The organism is Serratia sp. UGAL515B_01, assembly GCF_033095805.1.
Classification (GTDB): domain Bacteria; phylum Pseudomonadota; class Gammaproteobacteria; order Enterobacterales; family Enterobacteriaceae; genus Chania.
Genome location: NZ_CP109901.1, coordinates 3,864,603 through 3,885,692 on the forward strand (window position 1 = coordinate 3,864,603; position 21,090 = coordinate 3,885,692).

At 48.2% G+C, this 21,090-nt stretch carries 22 protein-coding genes and 2 pseudogenes; 9 read left to right on the forward strand and 15 right to left on the reverse strand.

Annotated elements, in window-relative coordinates; translation table 11 throughout:
- The first annotated feature begins 6 nt into the window (after positions 1-6).
- From pstC to phoU, 4 genes are read left to right on the forward strand one after another with little or no spacing between them, the layout of a single operon-like run.
- Positions 7-963 (forward strand): phosphate ABC transporter permease PstC, encoded by a 957-nt coding sequence (gene pstC / locus OK023_RS17405; RefSeq protein ID WP_317693891.1) that lies wholly within the window; start codon positions 7-9, stop codon positions 961-963.
- 10 nt (positions 964-973) lie between these two features.
- Positions 974-1,855, forward strand: a complete 882-nt coding sequence (gene pstA / locus OK023_RS17410) for a phosphate ABC transporter permease PstA (RefSeq protein ID WP_411569426.1) — start codon at positions 974-976, stop codon at positions 1,853-1,855.
- A gap of 48 nt (positions 1,856-1,903) precedes the next feature.
- Positions 1,904-2,680 carry a phosphate ABC transporter ATP-binding protein PstB gene (pstB, locus tag OK023_RS17415; protein ID WP_317693893.1) on the forward strand — a complete coding sequence of 259 codons (777 nt, stop codon included), beginning with the start codon at positions 1,904-1,906 and terminating at the stop codon, positions 2,678-2,680.
- Positions 2,681-2,692: 12 nt separating this feature from the next.
- The gene (gene phoU, locus OK023_RS17420; protein WP_317693894.1) at positions 2,693-3,424 is read left to right on the forward strand and encodes a phosphate signaling complex protein PhoU; all 732 of its coding nucleotides are present in this window, start codon (positions 2,693-2,695) and stop codon (positions 3,422-3,424) included.
- Between the two features lie 151 nt (positions 3,425-3,575).
- Here the strand turns inward: phoU and OK023_RS17425 are convergent.
- Positions 3,576-3,778: pseudogene (locus tag OK023_RS17425) on the reverse strand (hypothetical protein); the annotation flags it as partial.
- Between the two features lie 291 nt (positions 3,779-4,069).
- Between OK023_RS17425 and OK023_RS17430 the strand changes: the two are divergent.
- Complete coding sequence (locus OK023_RS17430) at positions 4,070-4,378, forward strand: hypothetical protein (protein ID WP_317693895.1); 309 nt, start codon at positions 4,070-4,072, stop codon at positions 4,376-4,378.
- Positions 4,379-4,415: 37 nt separating this feature from the next.
- Here OK023_RS17430 and OK023_RS19245 read toward each other — a convergent pair.
- Positions 4,416-4,815 (reverse strand): annotated as a pseudogene (locus OK023_RS19245) (IS1 family transposase); the annotation flags it as partial.
- On the opposite strand from OK023_RS19245, the gene OK023_RS17445 reads away from it, so the two are divergent.
- Positions 4,779-4,925 (forward strand): IS1 family transposase, encoded by a 147-nt coding sequence (locus OK023_RS17445; protein WP_411569367.1) that lies wholly within the window; start codon positions 4,779-4,781, stop codon positions 4,923-4,925. The pseudogene OK023_RS19245 and the gene OK023_RS17445 overlap by 37 nt on opposite strands.
- A 448-nt stretch (positions 4,926-5,373) precedes the next feature.
- Complete coding sequence (locus OK023_RS17450; RefSeq protein ID WP_317697794.1) at positions 5,374-5,937, forward strand: YagU family protein; 564 nt, start codon at positions 5,374-5,376, stop codon at positions 5,935-5,937.
- Between the two features lie 99 nt (positions 5,938-6,036).
- Here the strand turns inward: OK023_RS17450 and OK023_RS17455 are convergent, their stop codons facing one another.
- The 4 genes from OK023_RS17455 to OK023_RS17470 are packed head-to-tail and all read right to left on the reverse strand — an operon-like array spanning position 6,037 to position 10,431.
- Positions 6,037-7,482: an NAD-dependent succinate-semialdehyde dehydrogenase gene (locus tag OK023_RS17455; protein WP_317693896.1), complete on the reverse strand. Its 1,446-nt coding sequence runs from the start codon at positions 7,480-7,482 to the stop codon at positions 6,037-6,039.
- Entirely contained in the window at positions 7,479-8,525 is a 1,047-nt protein-coding gene (locus OK023_RS17460) for an aldo/keto reductase (protein ID WP_317693897.1), read from the reverse strand. The genes OK023_RS17455 and OK023_RS17460 overlap by 4 nt, the downstream gene beginning before the upstream one ends.
- Positions 8,526-8,535: 10 nt before the next feature.
- Positions 8,536-9,039 carry a formaldehyde-activating enzyme gene (fae, locus tag OK023_RS17465; RefSeq protein ID WP_317693898.1) on the reverse strand — a complete coding sequence of 168 codons (504 nt, stop codon included), beginning with the start codon at positions 9,037-9,039 and terminating at the stop codon, positions 8,536-8,538.
- A gap of 30 nt (positions 9,040-9,069) precedes the next feature.
- On the reverse strand, positions 9,070-10,431 hold the full coding sequence (locus OK023_RS17470) for an MFS transporter (RefSeq protein WP_317693899.1): 1,362 nt from the start codon (positions 10,429-10,431) through the stop codon (positions 9,070-9,072).
- A gap of 243 nt (positions 10,432-10,674) precedes the next feature.
- On the opposite strand from OK023_RS17470, the gene OK023_RS17475 reads away from it, so the two are divergent.
- Positions 10,675-11,577 carry a LysR substrate-binding domain-containing protein gene (locus OK023_RS17475; RefSeq protein WP_317693900.1) on the forward strand — a complete coding sequence of 301 codons (903 nt, stop codon included), beginning with the start codon at positions 10,675-10,677 and terminating at the stop codon, positions 11,575-11,577.
- Here OK023_RS17475 and yieH read toward each other — a convergent pair.
- Complete coding sequence (gene yieH / locus OK023_RS17480) at positions 11,567-12,232, reverse strand: 6-phosphogluconate phosphatase (RefSeq protein ID WP_317693901.1); 666 nt, start codon at positions 12,230-12,232, stop codon at positions 11,567-11,569. The genes OK023_RS17475 and yieH overlap by 11 nt on opposite strands.
- Before the next feature lie 225 nt (positions 12,233-12,457).
- On the opposite strand from yieH, the gene OK023_RS17485 reads away from it, so the two are divergent.
- Positions 12,458-13,795 carry an NCS2 family permease gene (locus OK023_RS17485; RefSeq protein ID WP_317693902.1) on the forward strand — a complete coding sequence of 446 codons (1,338 nt, stop codon included), beginning with the start codon at positions 12,458-12,460 and terminating at the stop codon, positions 13,793-13,795.
- 19 nt (positions 13,796-13,814) lie between these two features.
- On the opposite strand, the gene OK023_RS17490 is transcribed toward OK023_RS17485, so the two are convergent.
- From OK023_RS17490 to rpmH, 8 genes are all read right to left on the reverse strand, one after another.
- On the reverse strand, positions 13,815-14,885 hold the full coding sequence (locus OK023_RS17490; RefSeq protein ID WP_317693903.1) for a hypothetical protein: 1,071 nt from the start codon (positions 14,883-14,885) through the stop codon (positions 13,815-13,817).
- Between the two features lie 90 nt (positions 14,886-14,975).
- Positions 14,976-15,542, reverse strand: coding sequence for an NADPH-dependent FMN reductase (locus OK023_RS17495; protein ID WP_317693904.1), 567 nt, complete (start codon positions 15,540-15,542; stop codon positions 14,976-14,978).
- A 191-nt stretch (positions 15,543-15,733) separates the two neighbouring features.
- On the reverse strand, positions 15,734-16,453 hold the full coding sequence (locus OK023_RS17500) for a 4'-phosphopantetheinyl transferase family protein (protein WP_317693905.1): 720 nt from the start codon (positions 16,451-16,453) through the stop codon (positions 15,734-15,736).
- Between the two features lie 194 nt (positions 16,454-16,647).
- Positions 16,648-18,012, reverse strand: coding sequence for a tRNA uridine-5-carboxymethylaminomethyl(34) synthesis GTPase MnmE (mnmE, locus tag OK023_RS17505; protein ID WP_317693906.1), 1,365 nt, complete (start codon positions 18,010-18,012; stop codon positions 16,648-16,650).
- A 126-nt stretch (positions 18,013-18,138) separates the two neighbouring features.
- Positions 18,139-19,776, reverse strand: coding sequence for a membrane protein insertase YidC (gene yidC / locus OK023_RS17510; protein ID WP_317693907.1), 1,638 nt, complete (start codon positions 19,774-19,776; stop codon positions 18,139-18,141).
- A gap of 2 nt (positions 19,777-19,778) precedes the next feature.
- A complete protein-coding gene (gene yidD, locus OK023_RS17515) occupies positions 19,779-20,036 on the reverse strand; it encodes a membrane protein insertion efficiency factor YidD (RefSeq protein WP_076943838.1) in 258 nt (85 codons plus the stop codon).
- Positions 20,000-20,359 carry a ribonuclease P protein component gene (gene rnpA, locus OK023_RS17520; RefSeq protein WP_317693908.1) on the reverse strand — a complete coding sequence of 120 codons (360 nt, stop codon included), beginning with the start codon at positions 20,357-20,359 and terminating at the stop codon, positions 20,000-20,002. The genes yidD and rnpA overlap by 37 nt, the downstream gene beginning before the upstream one ends.
- A gap of 18 nt (positions 20,360-20,377) precedes the next feature.
- Positions 20,378-20,518: a 50S ribosomal protein L34 gene (rpmH, locus tag OK023_RS17525; protein WP_004093983.1), complete on the reverse strand. Its 141-nt coding sequence runs from the start codon at positions 20,516-20,518 to the stop codon at positions 20,378-20,380.
- Positions 20,519-21,090: the final 572 nt, after the last annotated feature.

A 21,090-nucleotide genomic window follows, 5' to 3' on the forward strand; every position in this document is an offset into this window, starting at 1 on the left:
TAACCTATGGCTGGATCTAGGCCGACAATTAAACCACCAAGTAAAAATGGTGACATTATCTTCAGCGCGCTGGTCAGGCTGGCAGCGCTGATTACCTTATTATTGCTAGGCGGCATTATCGTTTCGTTGATTTTTGCCTCTTGGCCAAGCATGCAGAAGTTTGGCTTCGCCTTCCTGTGGACCAAAGAGTGGGATGCCCCAGCTGAACAGTTTGGCGCACTGGTACCCATTTACGGAACGATAGTCACCTCATTGATCGCTTTGATCATTGCTGTCCCTGTCAGCTTTGGTATAGCCCTGTTTCTCACTGAATTGGCACCCAATTGGCTTAAGCGTCCGTTGGGCATTGCCATTGAATTATTGGCCGCTATCCCAAGTATTGTTTACGGCATGTGGGGTCTATTCGTATTTGCTCCGCTGTTTGCTGAATATTTCCAGACTCCGGTAGGTAACGTACTTTCGGGTATTCCGATTGTCGGTGAGCTGTTCTCCGGCCCGGCATTCGGTATTGGTATTCTGGCTGCCGGGGTGATCTTGGCGATTATGATCATTCCTTACATTGCGGCAGTGATGCGCGATGTATTTGAGCAAACCCCGGTCATGATGAAAGAGTCTGCCTACGGCATCGGTTGCACCACTTGGGAAGTGATCTGGCGCATTGTGCTGCCATTTACCAAGAATGGTGTGATTGGCGGGATTATGCTTGGTCTTGGCCGTGCATTGGGCGAAACGATGGCGGTTACCTTTATTATCGGTAACACCTATCAGCTCGACAGCTTTTCGTTATTTATGCCAGGTAACAGCATTACCTCGGCGCTGGCCAACGAATTTGCGGAAGCAGAATCTGGGTTGCATACCTCAGCATTGATGCAGTTGGGCCTGATCTTGTTTGTTATTACCTTTATCGTCCTTGCATTTTCGAAGTTAATGATAATGCGCCTGACCAAGAATGAGGGGCGCTAACGTGGCTACGATGAATACACAAACCCCTCTAGAGTTGGCAGAAAGCCGCCGCAGAATGCAGGCTTGGCGCCGTCAGAAGAACCGAATTGCGTTGTTCCTGTCGATGGCAACCATGGTGTTCGGTCTGTTCTGGCTGGTCTGGATTTTGTTCTCAACGGTAACCAAGGGTATCGACGGCATGTCGCTGGCGTTGTTTACCGAAATGACGCCCCCTCCCAATACCGCGGGTGGTGGTTTGGCTAACGCCATTGCCGGTAGTGGGCTGTTGATCCTGTGGGCCACCATCTTTGGTACGCCTCTGGGGATTCTGGCGGGGATTTATCTGGCCGAATATGGTCGCCAATCCTGGTTGGCTGAAGTGATCCGCTTTATCAACGATATTCTGTTATCAGCACCTTCTATTGTTGTAGGTCTTTTCGTCTACACCGTGGTAGTGATGAAAATGGAACATTTCTCCGGATGGGCAGGGATCATTGCGTTGGCGCTATTGCAGATCCCGATAGTCATCCGCACCACCGAGAATATGCTTAAGCTGATACCTGATACGCTGCGTGAAGCGGCCTATGCGTTGGGTACGCCAAAATGGCGCATAATTTCCGCTATTACGTTAAAAGCATCAGTCTCCGGCATTATCACCGGTGTACTGTTGGCGATTGCACGTATTGCTGGTGAAACGGCCCCCTTACTGTTTACCTCGCTTTCGAATCAGTTCTGGAGCACTGACCTGATGCAGCCGATCGCTAACCTGCCGGTCACTATCTTCAAGTTTGCCATGAGTCCGTTTGCTGAATGGCAACAGCTGGCTTGGGCCGGTGTGCTGTTGATCACCCTCTGCGTTCTGCTTCTGAATATCCTGGCGCGTGTCGTTTTCGCCAAGAAAAAGCATTCATAAAAATTTAAGTGCCGCATGGTCGGTGCTGTAATAAAGAGAGAAGTCTTGATGAGTATGGTTACTGACGCTACCAGCAGCAAAATTCAGGTGCGCGATCTGAACTTCTACTATGGCAAATTCCATGCGCTGAAAAACATCACGTTGGATATTGCCAGTAACAAGGTCACTGCATTTATCGGCCCGTCTGGCTGTGGTAAGTCGACTTTGCTTCGTACTTTCAACAAGATGTACCAGCTATATCCTGAGCAACGTGCTGAAGGTGAGATCCTGTTGTATGGACAAAATATTCTAACGGATAACCAAGATATCGCCCTGCTGCGTGCTAAGGTAGGTATGGTGTTCCAAAAGCCAACGCCATTCCCGATGTCGATTTACGATAACATTGCTTTTGGCGTGCGTCTTTTTGAGAAGTTGTCCCGTGTGGATATGGATGAGCGGGTACAGTGGGCGTTGACTAAAGCAGCATTGTGGAATGAAACCAAAGACAAGCTGCACCAAAGTGGTTACAGCTTATCGGGTGGCCAGCAACAGCGTCTGTGTATTGCACGTGGCATTGCCATCCGTCCCGAAGTGTTGCTGCTGGATGAGCCCTGCTCGGCGCTGGACCCTATCTCGACCGGAAAAATTGAAGAGCTGATCAGTGAACTGAAGTCTGACTACACTGTGGTGATTGTGACCCACAATATGCAGCAGGCTGCGCGTTGTTCAGATTCCACAGCATTTATGTATCTGGGTGAGTTGATTGAGTTCAGTGATACTGACACTCTGTTTACCGCACCGCAGAAAAAGCAGACTGAAGATTACATTACTGGCCGTTATGGTTGATTAGGATGAATCATGGATAATCTGAATTTAAACAAGCACATTTCCGGTCAGTTCAACGCAGAACTTGAACATATACGCACACAAGTGCTGACCATGGGCGGATTGGTTGAGCAACAGTTGACCGATGCTATCACTGCGATGCACAACCAGGATGGTGAACTTGCTAAACGCGTGATTGAGGGGGATGCCAAGGTTAACATGATGGAGGTGGCGATTGATGAAGCCTGCGTGCGCATCATTGCCAAGCGTCAACCTACGGCCAGCGATCTGCGTCTGGTGATGGCGATTATTAAGACGATTTCCGAACTAGAACGTATTGGTGATGTAGCGGATAAAATCTGCCGCACTGCGTTGGAGAAATTCTCTCATCAATATCAACCGTTGTTAGTGAGCCTGGAATCATTGGGCCGTCACACGGTACAGATGTTGCACGATGTGTTGGATGCTTTTGCGCGTATGGATTTGGACGAAGCCATTCGTATTTATCGCGAAGACAAGAAGGTCGACCAAGAGTATGAGGGCATTGTGCGTCAGTTAATGACGCATATGATGGAAGATCCACGTACTATTCCGAGCGTGCTGACAGCGCTATTCTGCGCCCGTTCCATAGAGCGTATTGGCGACCGTTGCCAGAATATTTGTGAATTCATCTTTTATTTTGTCAAAGGCCAGGATTTTCGCCACATTGGCGGCGATGCACTGGATAAATTGCTGGCGGATGGCAAAGACAACAAGAATACGTAGTTGAGGTTGATGACAAGGCTGCTTTCTAGCCTGAGATACCCGCGCCAAGCGCATCGAGGCGTTATTATGGAGCACATCCCTGTGCTCCCCCATCAGACGACGTAACGTCGCCATGATCCTCTTGATACGTTCTTCCTAATAATGGGCTTTGTCAGCAATCTGATAGCTGATTTTGCCTATTTTCTCCCCAAAAGGCGCTGAGACAGCGCCTTTCTACCCAAGTTAAGGCCGCTAGGCTGATTGACGTTTCCAACTCAGAGGATAAATGACCTCCGTTTTGTGCAAGCCGTTGATACTCTCCGCTAGCGCATTGTCGTAGGTATCACCTGTGCCGCCTGTTGACGAGAGAAGATTGACCTCAGGCAGCACTGATGTCAATTTTCAATAAATTTTCGTCACGAAAAAATTAGCCTAATAACTCTATTCATAGAGAACCCTAAGAATATCAAAATAATCATTTGTTATTTAATATGTACATCCATTGATTTATATTTCATCCAATAAAAATATAGAGAATCCAATCAACGATGATATTAACCCTGAATTATCACAGAGCTAAAATATTGTGTTAAATTGCCATCAATGTATACTAATTTTAAGTGTCTCTTGTCTAGATTTTGATGACTCATCTGAGGTGTTTACTTTATGAATATAAAAATTAGTTTTATAAACTGTCTGTTTATTTCAATTTCTTATATCTTCCTAACCCCTGTAACTCAAGCAAGTAGCACCTTACCGAGACAGTTATATGGCATTACCACTGAACCGGCTGATGTTTTTATGAAATCAAAGCAAAACCCGACAGACTTCTATAGCAATCAGCGCGTAAAAGAGTTGTCAAAAGAAAATATATGGAAATTGAAAGAAAAAAAGCATAAACCCTATTACAAAGAGAAAAGGAATCTCGTCACAGATGAAATTGAAAAAATTGAACAAGGTTTAGTTTTAGAATGAAATTAGGGGAATTATTTCCGTCAGTAGAACACGTATTTTCGATAAAGGCACCGATAACCGTTTCATGATCTACAGGGCATGAGAAGCTGAGAGTTGTACGGGATTCTGGTTCTCAGTGTCAGGTTGTTACGCTCAATGCGCTGAGTAAAGATTTTTCCGGTCAAAGTCTCTCTTTTGACACTTCCTAGTCTATACCCAAAATAATTCGAGTTGCTTGTAGGCGGCAACTGAGCGAAGCCCCAGGAGCTTACTCAGGTAAGTGACAGGGGTGAACGAAGGCAGTCAACACCCAAGCAACTTGAAGTATGACGAGTATAGCTTCCCCAGTCATCGCGGGTGATCATACCGATGTTAAATAGTATGAGCATTGACAGCAACTCGCTGCAGGTTTCATCGTTTCGTGGATCAAAAGTGTAAGTCAGTACACCGTCTGTTTTTGGTATTAAGTATCAAACGACTAAACCGCATAACAATTTGCTTTTCGAAGCCAGAGGAAACGCACGACCAGATCATCGGTTGGTATCTGACTATTCATTACTATCAATAAATCTGCGCCATAGCCTAAAAACGATAGAAATACATGGCAAGATCATTAGTACGTTTATCGAGCGTGAAAACTATGTACTGTAATACCATTCACCATATTGAATACACGACCGATTAAACGAAGCTGGTGGCGTAATAAATCACTATTACCTATCAATTAATCAGAAATTTTCTCAACTTACATCATAGATAATAATCACTCCTAAAAGTCATTAATTAATGACGAAGATCAATATATTGTGGTGGATGTTCAGTGATTTCCTTTTATATGCTTGACAGGTGTAGAAATTATTTATGATATATCTGTCGCTCTTCGAGTTTATGGCGATTTAACTACCTTATTTACTCACCCCAAAAAGTGATTTATGCAAGTCATTGGGATTGGAGTTGGAAAGATAAAAATTATGTAACTTGAAGTATGATAAATATATACAAGGATGATTATTATGATTAATATCAGTGAATTGTTTAAGAAAACCGATCCTAGCCGACGTCGTTATGGTGTGGCGTTTTTTGTTGGTATCATTGCAGGGATACTTTCTGCATTTGTTAAATGGGGAGCGGAGGTTCCGCTGCCACCAAGAACGCTATCTGATGGTCGTGCTGAATTTAATCCACCCTATCTATTTTTGAGAGACTATCTTGGAATAGATCCAACAGGTACGGTATACACTTTTTCTGAACATATCATCAATCCAGTTATGGTTACCCACATCATATTTTCGTTAGTATTTGCTATTGGTTATTGTCTTGTTGCTGAAGTTTTCCCTAAGGTTAAACTGTGGCAGGGCGTATTAGCCGGTATTATTGCGACTATCGCGGTACATGGTATTAGTTTCCCTCTTTTAGGCTTAACGCCTCCTCTTTCACAACTGCCATTTGATGAGTATCTTTCTGAAATACTGGGGCATATTTTCTGGTTCTGGGTTATTGAGATCGTAAGGCGGGATTTACGTAATAGAATTGTCCACGAACCGGACGCTGAAGTTCCTCTTACTGCCCCTTATCGTTAGACTGCGCTGGTTCATTTTTTGTCGTTCAAACCTTCCCCACCGGAGTGGGGAAGATTATAGCAAAAGTTTTCATGAGAAGGGTGAACGAGACGGGTTCGCTTACAGCAATTGCCCCATATTGACGTATTTGGTCTCCATATATTCGTCTAGGCCAATGTCAGACCCTTCGCGGCCCAGCCCTGACTCCTTCACGCCGCCAAAAGGCGCTACTTCGGTAGAGATAATACCTTCATTAACGCCAACCATACCGCTTTCCAAGGCCTTGGTGACGCGGAAGGCACGAGCCAAATCTTGGGTATATAAATAAGCCGCCAGGCCAAACGGTGTTGCGTTGGCTCGGTTGATGGCTTCATCTTCATCGGTAAAGCGGAAACAGGCTGCAAGCGGACCAAAGGTTTCTTCCTTTGCTAATAGCATCTGTTCTGTTGCGTTTGCCAACACGGTTGGTTGGAAGAATGAACCGCCGAGCGCGTGACGCTCGCCACCACACATCAGTTTTGCGCCCAGCCTCAGTGCATCCTGAACATGTGCTTCCACTTTTTCTACCGCTTTCAGATGGATAAGTGGCCCCTGCTGTGCTCCTGGCGTCATGCCCGGCGCCACCTTTAATGCCCGCGCGGCTTCAGTCAATTTTTGAACGAAACGGTCATAGATGCCGTCTTGAACGTAGAAACGGTTGACGCAAACGCAGGTCTGCCCGCTATTACGGAATTTGGCTGCCATCGCCCCGGCCACCGCCGCGTCAAGATCGGCATCGTCAAATACGATAAAGGGTGCATTACCCCCCAGTTCCAGCGAGAGTTTTTTCACCGTATCCGCTGCCTGGCGCATCAACAATTTACCAACGGGCGTAGAGCCGGTGAAGGAAATTTTACGTACTATCGGGCTAGCCATCAACGTTTCGCCAATGGCGACCGTATCACCAGATACCGCATTAATTACCCCAGCAGGAACGCCAGCCTGTTCAGCTAAGACAATCAATGCAAAAGCTGAGAGTGGAGTTTCGTTGGCCGGTTTGATTACGGCGGTACAACCTGCGGCTAGCGCAGGGCCAAGTTTGCGCGTCAGCATCGCCAGCGGGAAGTTCCACGGCGTTATTGCGGCAATGACGCCCACGGGTTCTTTGAAGGTGAAGATTTGATTGCCACTTTTAGGTGCAGGGATGGTTTTTCCGTTTGCCCTTTTGGCTTCCTCGGCAAACCATTCAATAAAGCTGGCGGCATATGCCACTTCACCACTGGCTTCGCTCAGTACTTTGCCTTGTTCGGCCACCATCAATTCCGCCAGCTCTTTTTGATGCTGCATGATCAGATGGAACCAGCGTTGCAAAATTTCCGCCCGCGCCTTGGCGGTTAACGCTCGCCATGCAGGGAGTGCCGTGGCTGCCGCGGCAATGGCAGCCTCGGTTTCTGGGCTGCCTGCGCTTGCCACATCGGCAACCTTCTCACCGTTGGCAGGGTTATTGACAGAATAAGTGCTGGCAGTTGTCTGCCATTCACCGTTGCAATACCAACCGGTACGTACTAATGAAGAATAAGACGTCATGCGATGTTCCTTGTCTCTTGATTATCCACCGCGAAAAAACCGCGTGCTGGACGGCTTTCACGCGTAATGCGCTTGCCTGCGGTATAGTCGTTAATCACATCGCAAGGCGTATAATTGCGCTCCAGTTCATACCGCTCACTTTCACTGAGATGAGTGTCCAATGCGGCTATGGCGCTGTCGATCTGTTGTACCGAGTCTGCGCCTACCAGCATACAGTCTACTCCTGGATGGTTGATGACCCAAGCCTGAGCGATTTGGGCGGGGGGGACGCCGCGATGCTGAGCCACCCTGCTAACAGATTGTGCAACATTAAGCGAAGTGGCGTCCGCATACATTTCCTGGGTGAAGAAATCGGTTTTGTTGCGTACAGAATTGAAATCGCAACTCAGTAAACCTCTCGCCAATGGGCTGAATACCGAAACGCCAAGCCCTTGATCCCGGCAGAATGGGATCATTTCACGCTCTTCCTCACGGTAAGCGCAGTTGAGTTGTAGCTGCATGTTGATCGGTTTGGCATAACCATAGCGTTCACAGCACCACAGAATTTTGGCCAGTTGCCAGGTATACATGGTAGAAACGCCCACATAACGCGCTTTACCTGAACGGACTATGTCGTTCATGGCTGCCCAGGTTTCTTCTATGGGGGTATTCACATCGAAGTAGTGCAGCATATAGATATCGACGTAATCCGTACCAAGGCGGTGCAGGCTAGCATCGATACTCTCCATGATGTGCTTGCGTGAATGCCCTTGATTGTTGGAACCGGCACCAATGGGATAACCTACTTTCGTGGTTAGTACCAGTTCGTCGCGGTTGGCAATCCGGTTGATCACCCGTCCAACAACCTCTTCCCCCGCTCCACTGGAATAAAAGTCTGCCAGGTCGATAAAGTTAATCCCTTTCTCCAAAGCATGGCGGATCAAGGGTTCACTTTGCGCCTCATCGAAAATCCACGGCTTCCACTGTTTGCTCCCCATATTCATGGTGCCCAGGCATAAGCGTGAGACTTTCAGGCCGCATTGGCCCAGATTGATGTATTCCATGGCGTTTTCCTCAGGCTTTTGGGGTATAGAAAGGGTTGCCTAACTGCGACAGTGCTTGGGTCAACTGGCGGCGTGTCGGTTGTTTTTCCATCGCTGCCCGGATCGCCTGTGTGCAAGCACGATAGTTGTTGTGGTAAACCTCATCGATATCATTGCAGCCAGGATTTACCCAGTTAGCGGTAACGATGCACCACTCATCCTCCGCCTCTGCAGGTAAAATGCCCTCCAGCAGGGCTTCTGTCACTGCTTTGGCAATCGCTGCCTGTGATGCGCCCCAGGTCGCGTTGCCATGCAGTTCGCCAGCAATTTCGGCTTTGTTAACGTACAACGTCATGGGTTTAGCAGGTACGTTAGGTTTGATCACTACCATAAACGGGCAGTGCCCTTGGCTGGGTGATGCCAAGCTGGAGGAAAATGCCTGACCGACCACACCATTACGCGGCCCGATCATGATATTGATATGTGAGGCATTCACACCGTTGCCTTCAAACCCTTCACCGATATACATTTCCACAAAATGTCTCCTTTTTTCATAAAGATAATATTATTTCGTCTGGGTAACGAAAGCGTTGTCGGCAATCGGTACTGAACTTTGTGCGGCGTCGGCCAGCGTTAATCCTTTGGTTTCCGGTGCCCAGGCTATTGAAACAATGGCGCCAATGATCAATATCAACGCCAGAATGGCGGTTGTGGTTGGCATGCCAAAATGCACGATGGCTAATGGCAGCAAGCCGGTACCGATAGCCGATCCCAGGCGACTCATTGAGGTGGCGAAACCCACGCCCATAGAACGGACCTCGGTAGGGAAACTTTCAGCGGGGAATACGCCGACTAAATTGCTCACTGCTGACATCACCAGGGTAAAAGCGGCAAACATAGCGATCAGCCAGGCAGTCTGGCTGGCAGGAATAATGCTCATCAGCGCCAGGCAGGCGGCAAGGAAAATAAACGATCCGATAAGGAAACCACGGCGTGAACACACGATAGTCAGTACAATTCCCAGCAGCGCACCAACGATGAGCAAGCCGTTCAGCAGCAGATCGGTAGAGAAGTTATTGTCCAACCCCATCACTTGCAGAATGGAGGGAAGAAAGGTGTAGATAGCAAAATAAGGGATCACCAAGCAGACAAAAAATAGGCTATTGAAAGCCGTACGCCGGCGGTACTTTGCACTGAACAGTGACAGAAAACGCTGTTTTGACATTACCGGAGCTTCGTCAATCAAGATGACATTGGGTCCAAAGTACTGATGTACGATCGCCATGGCCTTTTCACGCTGTCCTTTCCCCATCAACCAGCGTGGTGACTCTGGTGTACCGATTCGCATCAGTAGGATGGCCAATGCCGGTATCGCCGAAGAAGACAACAACCAACGCCAAGCATCCGGGCCCAATGCCGTCAGGAAATGGCCTGCAAAACCGGCGGCAACATAGCCAAAAGTCCAGATCACACTAAATGAGCCAAGTAACACGCCACGGTGTTTACGTGGTGAGAATTCAGCAAGCATGGTGTGCCCTACCGAGAAATCCCCCCCTAGCCCAATTCCTACCATGACCCGTAATAGGAATAACTGTTCCGGCGTCGTCGCAAAAAATTGCAGGGCAGAGGCGAGCGTAATAACGACAAAACTGAAGGAAAATATTTTCTGGCGGCCTATATAGTCAGAGATCCAGCCAAGAACCAGGCTGCCAATGAATAACCCAATCAGTGCAGAGCTACCGAGCATGCCTTCCCAAAATGGGGATAGGCCCATTTGCGGTTTGATCTGGGCTAACGCAAAACCGATGACACCCAGTACATAACCATCGGTGAAATGAGCACCGAAGGTTAGCCCGGCAATTTTGATATGGAACCGGTTTAACGGTACATCATCCATACGGATTTGTTGTTGAGTTAAATGTTGCATTTACCTGTCCTCCTTTTGGAGCGGTCTTGTAGGATTATTGTTGGTTTTTTGTTTTTATCGCGTTAACACTGTGGCAGTGAGAGGAGGAGTAGGCGAGTGCGTTTTAGTCATACCCCTAAGAGCAAAACGCATGTGATCTGTCTCTGGTTTTCTGGAAATAAACGCTGCGCTTCACGCAGCAATACAGCAGATTAAAAACATTTTATTAACATTATTGGTAACTGATGCCGAGGTAACCGGATCGTGAGAAAACTCCCGTCGCTCAGTATGTTGCGTGTTTTTGAGGAAACCTGTCGGACACTCAGCTTGAGCAAAGCTGCCGAAGCGTTGTTTATCACGCAGAGTGCTGCCAGCCGCCAGATAAAACAGTTGGAAGCGTTTCTCGGCAAGCTGCTTTTTGTGCGTAGCCACAGTGGGTTAATTTTGACGCAAGATGCCATGCTGTTATTGCCTGTTGTGCGCCAGTCGCTGGATATTCTTGAAGAGGGCGTGCGCCACGTACAGTTACATAATCCCTTGCAACATCTTAGGTTGCAGGTTGCTCCAACGTTTGCCACTCGTTGGCTTGCTCCCCGTCTGGTGACGTTGCGCCAGCGTAATAGTCAGTTGCAAATCGCGCTGATCAGCGAAGCGCGGCAAAAATACTGTGATTTTGATTGCGCTGTGCGTTTTGGTGATCTGGAGGATAGCCTTGGCGGGGAGTGGCTATGTCATGAGCAATTAGTGTTGGTGGGAAGCCCATTACTGATGATCAACGGGGTATTTCCACCGCTGAATACCCAGCCGCAGTTGCATATTCTTAACGGTGATAGCCGGATGGATACTTGGCAGCGCTGGCTTGCGGCAGCAGGGCGTGCTGAAGTACAAGAATTAGGAGGGCTGGAGTTTAGTACGCAGGATCAAGTGATTAACGCCTGTATTACCGGTGCAGGATATGCAGTACTGGATAAAATGATGGTCCGTAATGAATTACAGACGGGTTTGTTAGCCTTGCTGTCACCGTTGGAGTTGCAAAGTTCCAACGGTTACTGGTTGGAGATCCCGCCGGGTAAGCGTGAATTGCCTCGCGTAGGGTATTTCCGCGATTGGCTGAGGGCGGAAATTGGCCGGTCAGAGCCTGCCGTTGCTGAGGTGACTAACGGGTGAGTCGCCAGCCACGTTGTTGCCACAGTGCTGGCAACTGTGCTAGATGGTCAAACATAGTCACCAGCGGGTGTTCGATTGGTTCATTGTGAGGGTCAGCGCAGAAGTAGAACACCGGGATCCCGGCAGCAATCCCAGCTTGAGCCCCGGCTGTGGAATCGTCAACCAGAATACAGCGTTCAATTGGCACCTGCATTCGCTCTGCTGCATGAAAAACGATAGCGGGATCGGGTTTCCAGCGTTGGATATCGTAGCCGCTGAACAGTCGGTCATCAAAATAGGTTAACATGTTGGTCAGCCCAAGCGAATGCTGCATTTTACTCACTGGACCGTTGGAAACCGTACAGATCGGGACTCTCATTTGTGCTAACAATTCACGTGCACCGGCAATAGGTTGCAGTTCAGCATCAAACAGGCGTGCGACCTCCTGACGAAAAACAGGTTCTAAGTCACTAATGGGTAAGTTAACACCGTGTTCGGCGTTAATCCGCTCAATGATTTCGTAGAGTTTTACCCCTTTGTATTTTTTGAATACCTCTTCCAGCAAGAGCTTAATACCGTAATGAGCAAACATATGCACATAAGCCTTACTGCACAGCACTTCGCTGTCTACCAGCGTGCCGTCACAATCAAATAAAACACATTCAACCTGATTCATTGGTGGGAAGCATCCTCGGTTATATTGTTATTGTTGTCACTTTAACCGGATCGTACAGGATTGCGATCTTTTCATGCTACTAAGCTGGCGAATATCAATGAATACAATCTGTTGAAAAAACAATTCATAAAGTGAACGAAAAAAAACGCTGGGCAAGGCCAAAACTTTGAGGTTTTGTTATAGGATAGCCTGGCTTTTCAATCCCTCCTCTTCGGATTTCTGATAATGAACAAACAAGACATCAGCCTTGATACAAAGCAAGGCTTGCTTGAGCGTGTGTTTAAACTCAAGCAGCATGGAACCACGGTACGCACGGAAACGATTGCCGGTATCACTACCTTCTTAACGATGGTGTATATCGTGTTCGTTAACCCCCAGATCCTCGGTGCTGCGGGCATGGATACTCAGGCTGTGTTTGTGACTACCTGTCTGATCGCCGCTTTCGGCAGTATTTTTATGGGGTTGCTGGCTAATTTACCGGTAGCGCTTGCTCCGGCAATGGGCCTGAACGCATTCTTTGCGTTTGTGGTGGTCGGTGCCATGGGGCTCTCATGGCAGGTTGGTATGGGAGCTATTTTCTGGGGGGCTGTCGGTTTTCTATTGTTGACGGTGTTCCGTATCCGTTACTGGATGATTGCCAATATCCCGCTGAGTCTGCGTGTGGGGATCACCAGTGGTATTGGGTTGTTTATCGCCATGATGGGGCTAAAAAATGCAGGTATTGTGGTGGCTAACCCGGATACGCTGGTGGCTGTTGGGAACCTGACTTCTCACAGTGTGCTTCTTGGTGCGTTGGGCTTTTTTATTATTGCGGTATTGGCTTCGCGAAATATTCATGCAGCGGTGCTGGTCTCTATTGTCGTTACTACGCTGATTGGCTGGGCACTGGGTGATGTGAAGTATGGCGGTGTATTCTCTATGCCACCGGATGTGACCTCCGTTGTGGGGCAGGTCGATGTTTCCGGTGCGTTGAATATCGGCCTTGCAGGGGTGATTTTCTCATTTATGCTGGTTAACCTGTTTGACTCCTCAGGCACCTTGATTGGCGTAACCGACAAGGCTGGGTTTACTGACGAAAACGGCAAATTTCCGCGTATGAAGCAGGCGCTATACGTTGACAGCGTCAGTTCTGTTGCTGGCGCGTTCATCGGCACTTCTTCAGTCACCACTTATATTGAAAGTTCGTCAGGCGTTTCTGTCGGTGGGCGTACTGGCCTGACTGCCGTTGTCGTGGGTCTGTTATTCCTGCTGGTGATTTTCCTATCACCGTTGGCAGGTATGGTACCTACCTATGCCGCTGCAGGTGCGTTGATTTACGTAGGTGTATTGATGACTTCCAGCCTGGCGCGCGTGAAATGGGAGGATATGACTGAAGCGGTTCCCGCTTTTGTCACCGCCGCCATGATGCCTTTCAGTTTCTCGATTACTGAAGGTATTGCCTTGGGCTTTATTTCTTATTGCATCATGAAACTAGGCACTGGCCGTTGGCGTGAAATCAGTCCATGCGTGATTGTGGTAGCTCTGCTTTTTGTACTTAAGATTGTGTTTGTTGACGGGCATTAAGATAACAAAGAAAGGGGGTTCATTCAGAACTGCCCTTTCGGGTCCACGGTGACGCGTCAGAGGTTTTTCCCATCATCCAGCGCAGTGGTTGGTTGAAACGTTCTTGCCACTCAACAATTGCATTCTCCCTGTGAAAAAAATGCCCGGTTTCAACTTGGTTCCTTCCGTTGAACAAGTTGGAAAAATGCAAAGCAAGCGCATGGTCTTTGAAGTTTTTCTGACCAGAGTAGGCGATCATAATACGCTTATTTTCTGCCAGGGAATGTTGAGCTGGGGGAATGTTGCCTCTTGGCGCTATCAGCAGGGCCCCATTATAAAATTGCGGGTATTTTGCCATCAGATTGGCAGCGTGAAGCGCTCCTTGGCCATGTGCAGCCAAGTACACCTGCTGAGGGTTAAGATTTAGTCGCGGAGTTAATTCCTTCAAGGTACGTTGAATCGCGCTTTGGGTACTCTCTTCACTAAAATTAGACCAGCGGAAACTCTCTTCAGCCAGCATCTGGGTACCGTTCAACTCAATATATGCGACACCTGTCTCTGCAAACAGTAACTGCTTTTGTAGGTTGGTCTTGGCGGCTTTACCGTATGGGTGTAGGTAGACAACGGTTGGCCAGCCTTCGGTTGGGGGAGTGCCGTGAGGAACGGTGTACTGCGGCTTACCTTCAAATTTTTGAGCATGTTGCTCATAGCGTGTTTTTGTTTCAGCAAGAATGGAGCGGTAGGTATCACTTTGTTGAATACTTTTGAATGCGCGGTCTTCCAGCAGAGTGTAGTAATACCATAATCCACGTTTGGCACTGAGTTGCAGATAACGCTCTGCCAGTTCAGTATGGCCTTTTTGTGCTGAGGAAGCTGCTAGCTGAAAGGGGGCCCAGATATTGTGTTCATCTTCGCGCGTGAGTGTCAGATATAAAGACATCGCTTCGGTCTTTTTATCCTCATGGCTATGTGCCGATCGCGGTAACTTTGCATTCAGTGAGCTATGGGCGGGAAGGTTTATCAGCTTTTCTTCTGCAGAATAATGCTTCTCTATCACAAATGTTGTACCAGCGGCAAAAGCCATCAAAATGGCTAAGATTATGGGATACATAATATTATTACTTTTTATAGGTATTAATTAACAAAATAACCCAAAGGTGGCGCCTTAGGTTTATGTTCTTGAAGACGCCTGATGCAAGCCTTATTTTACTTTATGGATATAATCACTGAACGCAGATAACTGAGATTTCAGGAAGTCCAGCGTGCCTTGATCTACCAACTTACCTGCTTGTTCATCGACTTTATTCTGGATCACTCCGCCCATAAATTCGGGTTTGTTCATGACCATGGCGTCAAGGAACACCAAAACCTGGCGAAGATGATATTGGCAACGAGCACCACCAATAGGCCCCATAGAGCTGGTCTGAATGGCAACCGGCTTACCAGCCAAAGGTTGGTTGGGTAAACGAGATAACCAGTCAATGGCGTTTTTCAGCCCACCAGGAACTGAATAGTTGTATTCAGGAGTCACAATTATCACACCGTCAGCCTGGCGGATTTGTTCTGCAATAGCGACAACTGCGTTTGGGAAACCCTCTTCCTGCTGCAGGTCTGCGTCGTAAAGTGGAATATCGCGAATGGAAGGAAGAGCCTCGATAGAGACTCCGTGAGGTGCCAATGTGGGTAATGTACGTGCAACTATGGCGTTGTAAGAACCTTTACGCAGGCTGCCCAGTAACGTGACAATTTTTAGTGGTTGGTCTGGCATGATGATCTTCTCCCTGTTCAACGAGCTGATTGATATGGTAATAATCGGCAGATAGTAGGATAAATTTTCCACATATAACAGGTTAGGAGTTGAATATTTATTCGTTTCTTACAATTTTATTAAGTTATTAATATATTAAATTAAGTTTAATTCTATACATTTCACCATGGCTTGGTTTTGTTTTGGTGAATTCAGCGTAAAACGGGGGGCAGACTGACCAACTTTAAGAAACGGGTAGACGTAGGTTGTGTTCGTGATGAAATATCAGCGGATTTCTGAATTCCCTGTTTCTCGTTATATTGCCAGCAAGTCAGACGGTCTAATCTGTGTTCGCGGGCACAAGCCCAACAGAGATATTCACCTGCATCGCTCATAACTTGTACATTGGGAGTGATTTGCGAACGCAAATGACCAGAAAAAGGGTGTAGTTCTAGCGTTCCCTGCCCACTATTCCCCAAACCAGAAAGTTTTAGCACCGATTGACGAATGCTCCACAGCTGTGTTTCTGCTTCCAATCGGTCATATTGTGCTGCAACCCAGGCATTCTCCGCTATGGAACAGTACTGTTGCTGCAGGTTATTACTGCGCGCGCGCATCACTTCAATATCTAACCCGACCTTGCCTTCAAGACTCAATAACACGCCGATGGTATTCCCGGCATAAGCGAGACTAAAATCAGGCAAATAGCTATCCGCAAAGCAGGGACGGCCAGTCGGTGCAGTGATAATAGGTGGGAGAACAGGTATTCCGTACAAATAAAACATTATTTCGGCCAGCAGGATACGGCCTTGCAAGAAACGTAGGCAGCGCTTGGTTGAGAAGTTAACGGTCTTTTCAATCAAATCGTTAGGTAGTCGGTGGGTTTGTAAAATCGTTGTTTTCGGCTCCCACCGGATAAAATGACAAGCCATTGCTCACTCCATGACCGAGGCTTATAGAAAATGGAGCCTTAGAATAATCTTAACATTACAATTTTTCATTAAGAAAAAGCATAGATGTTATTTTATTTATTTGCTGTATTTATATGTAGCCAATAAGTGGCTCATATCTTTTATACAGTATTATTCTAGACTATGTTTGTATGATGTTGGTGAAATTTCGTACATTACTTTCCAATACAAAAACTTGAGAAGATTCTCCCGAGTAAGTCGTCAGAGGTAAATTCACCGGTAATTTCGCTCAGTGCCTGCTGTGCCAACCGCAGCTCTTCCGCCAGTAACTCCCCCGCGTAAGCGCTCACTAACTGTTCTTTCCCTTGATCCAGATGATTAGCTGCTTGCTCCAATGCCTGTAAGTGGCGGCGTCTAGCTAGGAATCCGCCTTCCATATTGCTGGTAAATCCCATGCTTTGTTTCAGATGATCACGAAGTTGATCAATGCCTTCGCCTGTTCGAGCCGAAAGGCGAATAAGTGAGTGGCCATTCACTTCGGTCAAACCCTGGGTTTCAGCCGTGATATCGGCTTTGTTACGAACCACTGTTACTGGCAAGTTATTCGGCAGACGTGCCATAAACTCCGGCCATATCTCACCAGGCTCTGTTGCGGTGGTCGTGGTACCATCAACCATAAATAGTACACGGTCTGCTTGTTCGATCTCTTTCCAAGCGCGCTCAATACCAATACGTTCAACTTCATCACTGGCATCTCGCAGACCTGCAGTATCAATAATGTGCAGCGGCATACCGTCGATATGAATATGTTCACGCAGAACATCTCGCGTTGTACCAGCAATATCGGTAACGATTGCCGCTTCACGCCCAGCCAGCGCGTTCAGAAGACTGGATTTACCGGCGTTTGGTCGTCCGGCAATCACCACTTTCATCCCTTCACGCAGCAGACTGCCTTGGCGTGCTTCGGACCGCACACAATCAAGAGAGGCCATCACGTCATTAAGCTGAGATTCGATTTTGCCGTCGGAAAGGAAGTCGATCTCTTCATCAGGAAAGTCGATCGCAGCTTCTACATAAATCCGCAAGTGAGTAAGTGCTTCCACCAGTTGATGAATGCGCGTAGAGAAGGCGCCTTGCAATGAGTTAACGGCTGAGCGGGCAGCCTGTTCGGAACTGGCATCGATGAGGTCGGCAATGGCTTCTGCCTGCGCCAGATCCAGTTTGTCATTGAGAAAAGCGCGTTCGGAAAACTCACCGGGTCGTGCAATACGTACTCCAGGTAAAGTCAGTACGCGTTTTAGCAACAGATCGAGGGTCACCGGCCCACCGTGACCTTGCAGCTCCAGCACGTCCTCCCCAGTAAAGGAATTCGGGCCGGGAAACCACAGAGCGATACCTTGGTCCAGCGTGTTACCTTCGTTGTCGCGAAACGCCAGATAATCGGCATAACGTGGTTTTGGTAGTTTACCGAGTACCGAAAGAGCAACCTCTTTTGCCCCACGTCCTGAAATACGTAAAATGCCGACACCACCGCGACCGGGAGGAGTGGCAAGGGCTGCAATAGTATCGGTGGTTTTCATAACGGATTATCTCTTTGGCAAATATGCAAAAAGGCGGTCTAATGACCGCCTCAGACTGCTGGCAACGTTATTTGTACGATAGTGGCTTAAGCATGCCAACCCACTAAAATCATTGCCAAAACAATGTTACGCTTTTTTCTTGTCGCGGCTGTGCAAACCCCGTTTTTCCAGGCCACGGTAAATCAGTTGCTGCTGGATGATGGTCACTAGGTTACTGACGATGTAGTACAGAACCAGACCAGACGGGAACCACAGGAAGAACACGGTGAAGATCACTGGCATGAAATTCATGATTTTCTGCTGCATTGGGTCAGTCACCGTCGTTGGCGACATTTTCTGGATGAAGTACATGGTCACACCCATCAGTACGGGCAGAATGTAGTACGGATCCTGCGCCGATAAGTCATGGATCCACCAGATAAATGGAGCGTGACGCAGTTCAACCGAGCCCATCAGCATGTAGTACAACGCCAGGAAGATCGGCATCTGAATGATCAACGGCAAGCAGCCACCCAGAGGGTTTACTTTCTCGGCTTTGTACAGTGCCATCATTTCCTGGCTCATACGCTGCTTGTCATCACCGATACGCTCACGCATTGCCTGCAGTTTGGGTTGCAGCATGCGCATTTTGGCCATCGAGGTGTACTGCGCTTTGGTCAGCGGGTACATGATGCCACGAACGATGAAGGTGATAATGATGATCGAGAAGCCCCAGTTGCCGATAAAGCCGTGGATAAACTTCAGCAGTTTGAACAAGGGTTGTGAAATGAACCACAGCCAGCCGTAATCAACGGTAAGATCAAGATGTGGGGCCAATTCGGCCATCTGGTCTTGCAGTTCAGGGCCAACCCATAAGGTGGCGTTCAACTGCTTCTCAGAGCCAGGCTGCACGATCACCGGTGTTGATTTAAAACCGATCGCAGACAGGTTATCGCCGAGCTTTGCCGTGTAGAAGGTGTTATTACCTTGAGTCTGTGGCACCCATGCAGTCGCGAAATACTGTTGTAGCATGGCAACCCAGCCGCCTTGGGTGGTGATATCCAGAGCATCGTCCTTGTCGAACGCATACTTCTGGTACTTGTTGTCGCTGGCGGAGTAGGCAGCACCACGGAAGGTGTGTAGAGCAAAATTGCTGCTACCGGTATCACGGTGCTTAGGTAGCTCGGTGTTTTGCTTCAACTGACCAAACAGGGTCAGTTCCAATGGGGACGCACTTTTGTTGACGATGGAGTAATCCACGCCAACGGCATAATGGTTACGCTTAAGAACAAAAGTCTTAGTGAAGAGCGAGCCGTCTTTAGCGGTAAAGGTTAACGGAATGCGCAGTTCATCCTGGCCATCAGCCAGTGTGAAGGTGTCCTGTGCTGCTGAAAACAGAGGACGTTCACCGTTTGCCGGATTATCCGGGCCATCTTTCCCCGTCAGGCCACTTTGTGCCTGATAGACAAACTCCGGCGTGGTTTCCAGCAACTGGAATGGAGTCAATGAACCCAGTGAGTCTGGGTAGGCTAACAGCTTAGCCTGTTCGATGTCGCCACCACGGGTGTTGATGGTCAACGAAAGCACATCTGTATTAACGGTGATCAGTTTACCCTGGCCACTGGCTGGCACTGCCTGGCTTGCGGCGTCACCGGTTGCTGTGTTCGCAGTCTGTTGCGTGGTCTGGGCGACTGGTTGCGGAGCATTGTCCGTTTGCCAGGCCTGCCAGATCATGAAAGACACGAACAGCAGAGCGATGAGGAGAAGATTGCGTTGCGAATCCATCGTTAGTGTTCTCTGTTATCGTCGGTTTTGGGCGGTACGGGATCATCGCCACCGGGGTTCAAAGGGTGGCATTTTAATACGCGTTTCAATGTCAACCAACTGCCTTTTAACATGCCAAACCTGCTTAATGCCTCAATTGCGTAATGAGAACATGTTGGCTGGAAGCGACAACGTGGCCCAAGCAACGGGCTGATCGCAAGCTGATAAGCTCGGACCAGCCCGATCAGGATGCGGGAGCCTGGCGACAGTGGCGACGCCATAATTTTTCCAAAGCTTCCGTCAGTGCACGGTTATCCAATTCCGCTATCCCTTTTTTAGCCACCACGACAAAATCCATCGCGGGTAACTCGTGCTGACGCATACGGAAGCTTTCGCGGGTCAGGCGTTTGATCCGGTTGCGTTCATGCGCGCGTTTGACGTGTTTCTTGGCGACGGTAAGACCGATGCGGGGATGCCCCAGCTGGTTCAGGCGGCCGAGGATGGTAATTTGCGGCGTGCCAGCCCGTTGTGGCTGCTGGAAGACGAAAGTGAAATGAGTGGGAGTTAACAAACGTAACTCCCTGGGAAAAGCGAGCTTAACCACTCAGCGGGTTAGCTTTTATTACTTAGAAACAGTCAGACGAGTACGGCCTTTCGCACGACGGCGGGCCAGAACTTGACGACCATTTTTGGTAGCCATACGAGCACGGAAACCGTGGCTACGGTTGCGCTTCAGTACGGACGGTTGGAAAGTGCGTTTCATGGCGATTTCTACCTAAACTTGAATAAATAACTGAGGTCAAAAGCGTTTGGCTACTCGGCGTGAAGATGACCGACGCCTCAATCGCGATACGTAAAGAGGCGGGATTGTAATAATTGTACAGTCCTGAGTCAATTCACATCGCGTCAGCCTACCTGGTTCTCTGCCAATACGGAGTAAAATCCGCTCTTGGCCCGTGATCACCGCAGAATCCTGCCTGGCTAATCACTCACCATTAAGGAACCAGGTATCACACGTAGGGCGAAGATTATACGGACTCAGAGGTAAATCGCAAGGATCGCGCTACGATCCTTGCCGTTTTGTATAAAGATCTCCGTGGATAACCAAGTATAACTTGATCATTGCGTAAAAATAGGCTGATGCAGGCTGAGATCTCATCGGTGTTGGCATTGTTTAGGTTAAAATATCAGCATTCACGGCGGCTGTGGATAAAATGGATCTAATCTGTGATGAAGGGGAGGATCTCTTGTTCGGATTGCGCTATGATCCGCCATTCTGATCGCGATCCCAAGCAAGGGATCGTCAAGGACATAAACCGTGAAAGGCGGTTCGCA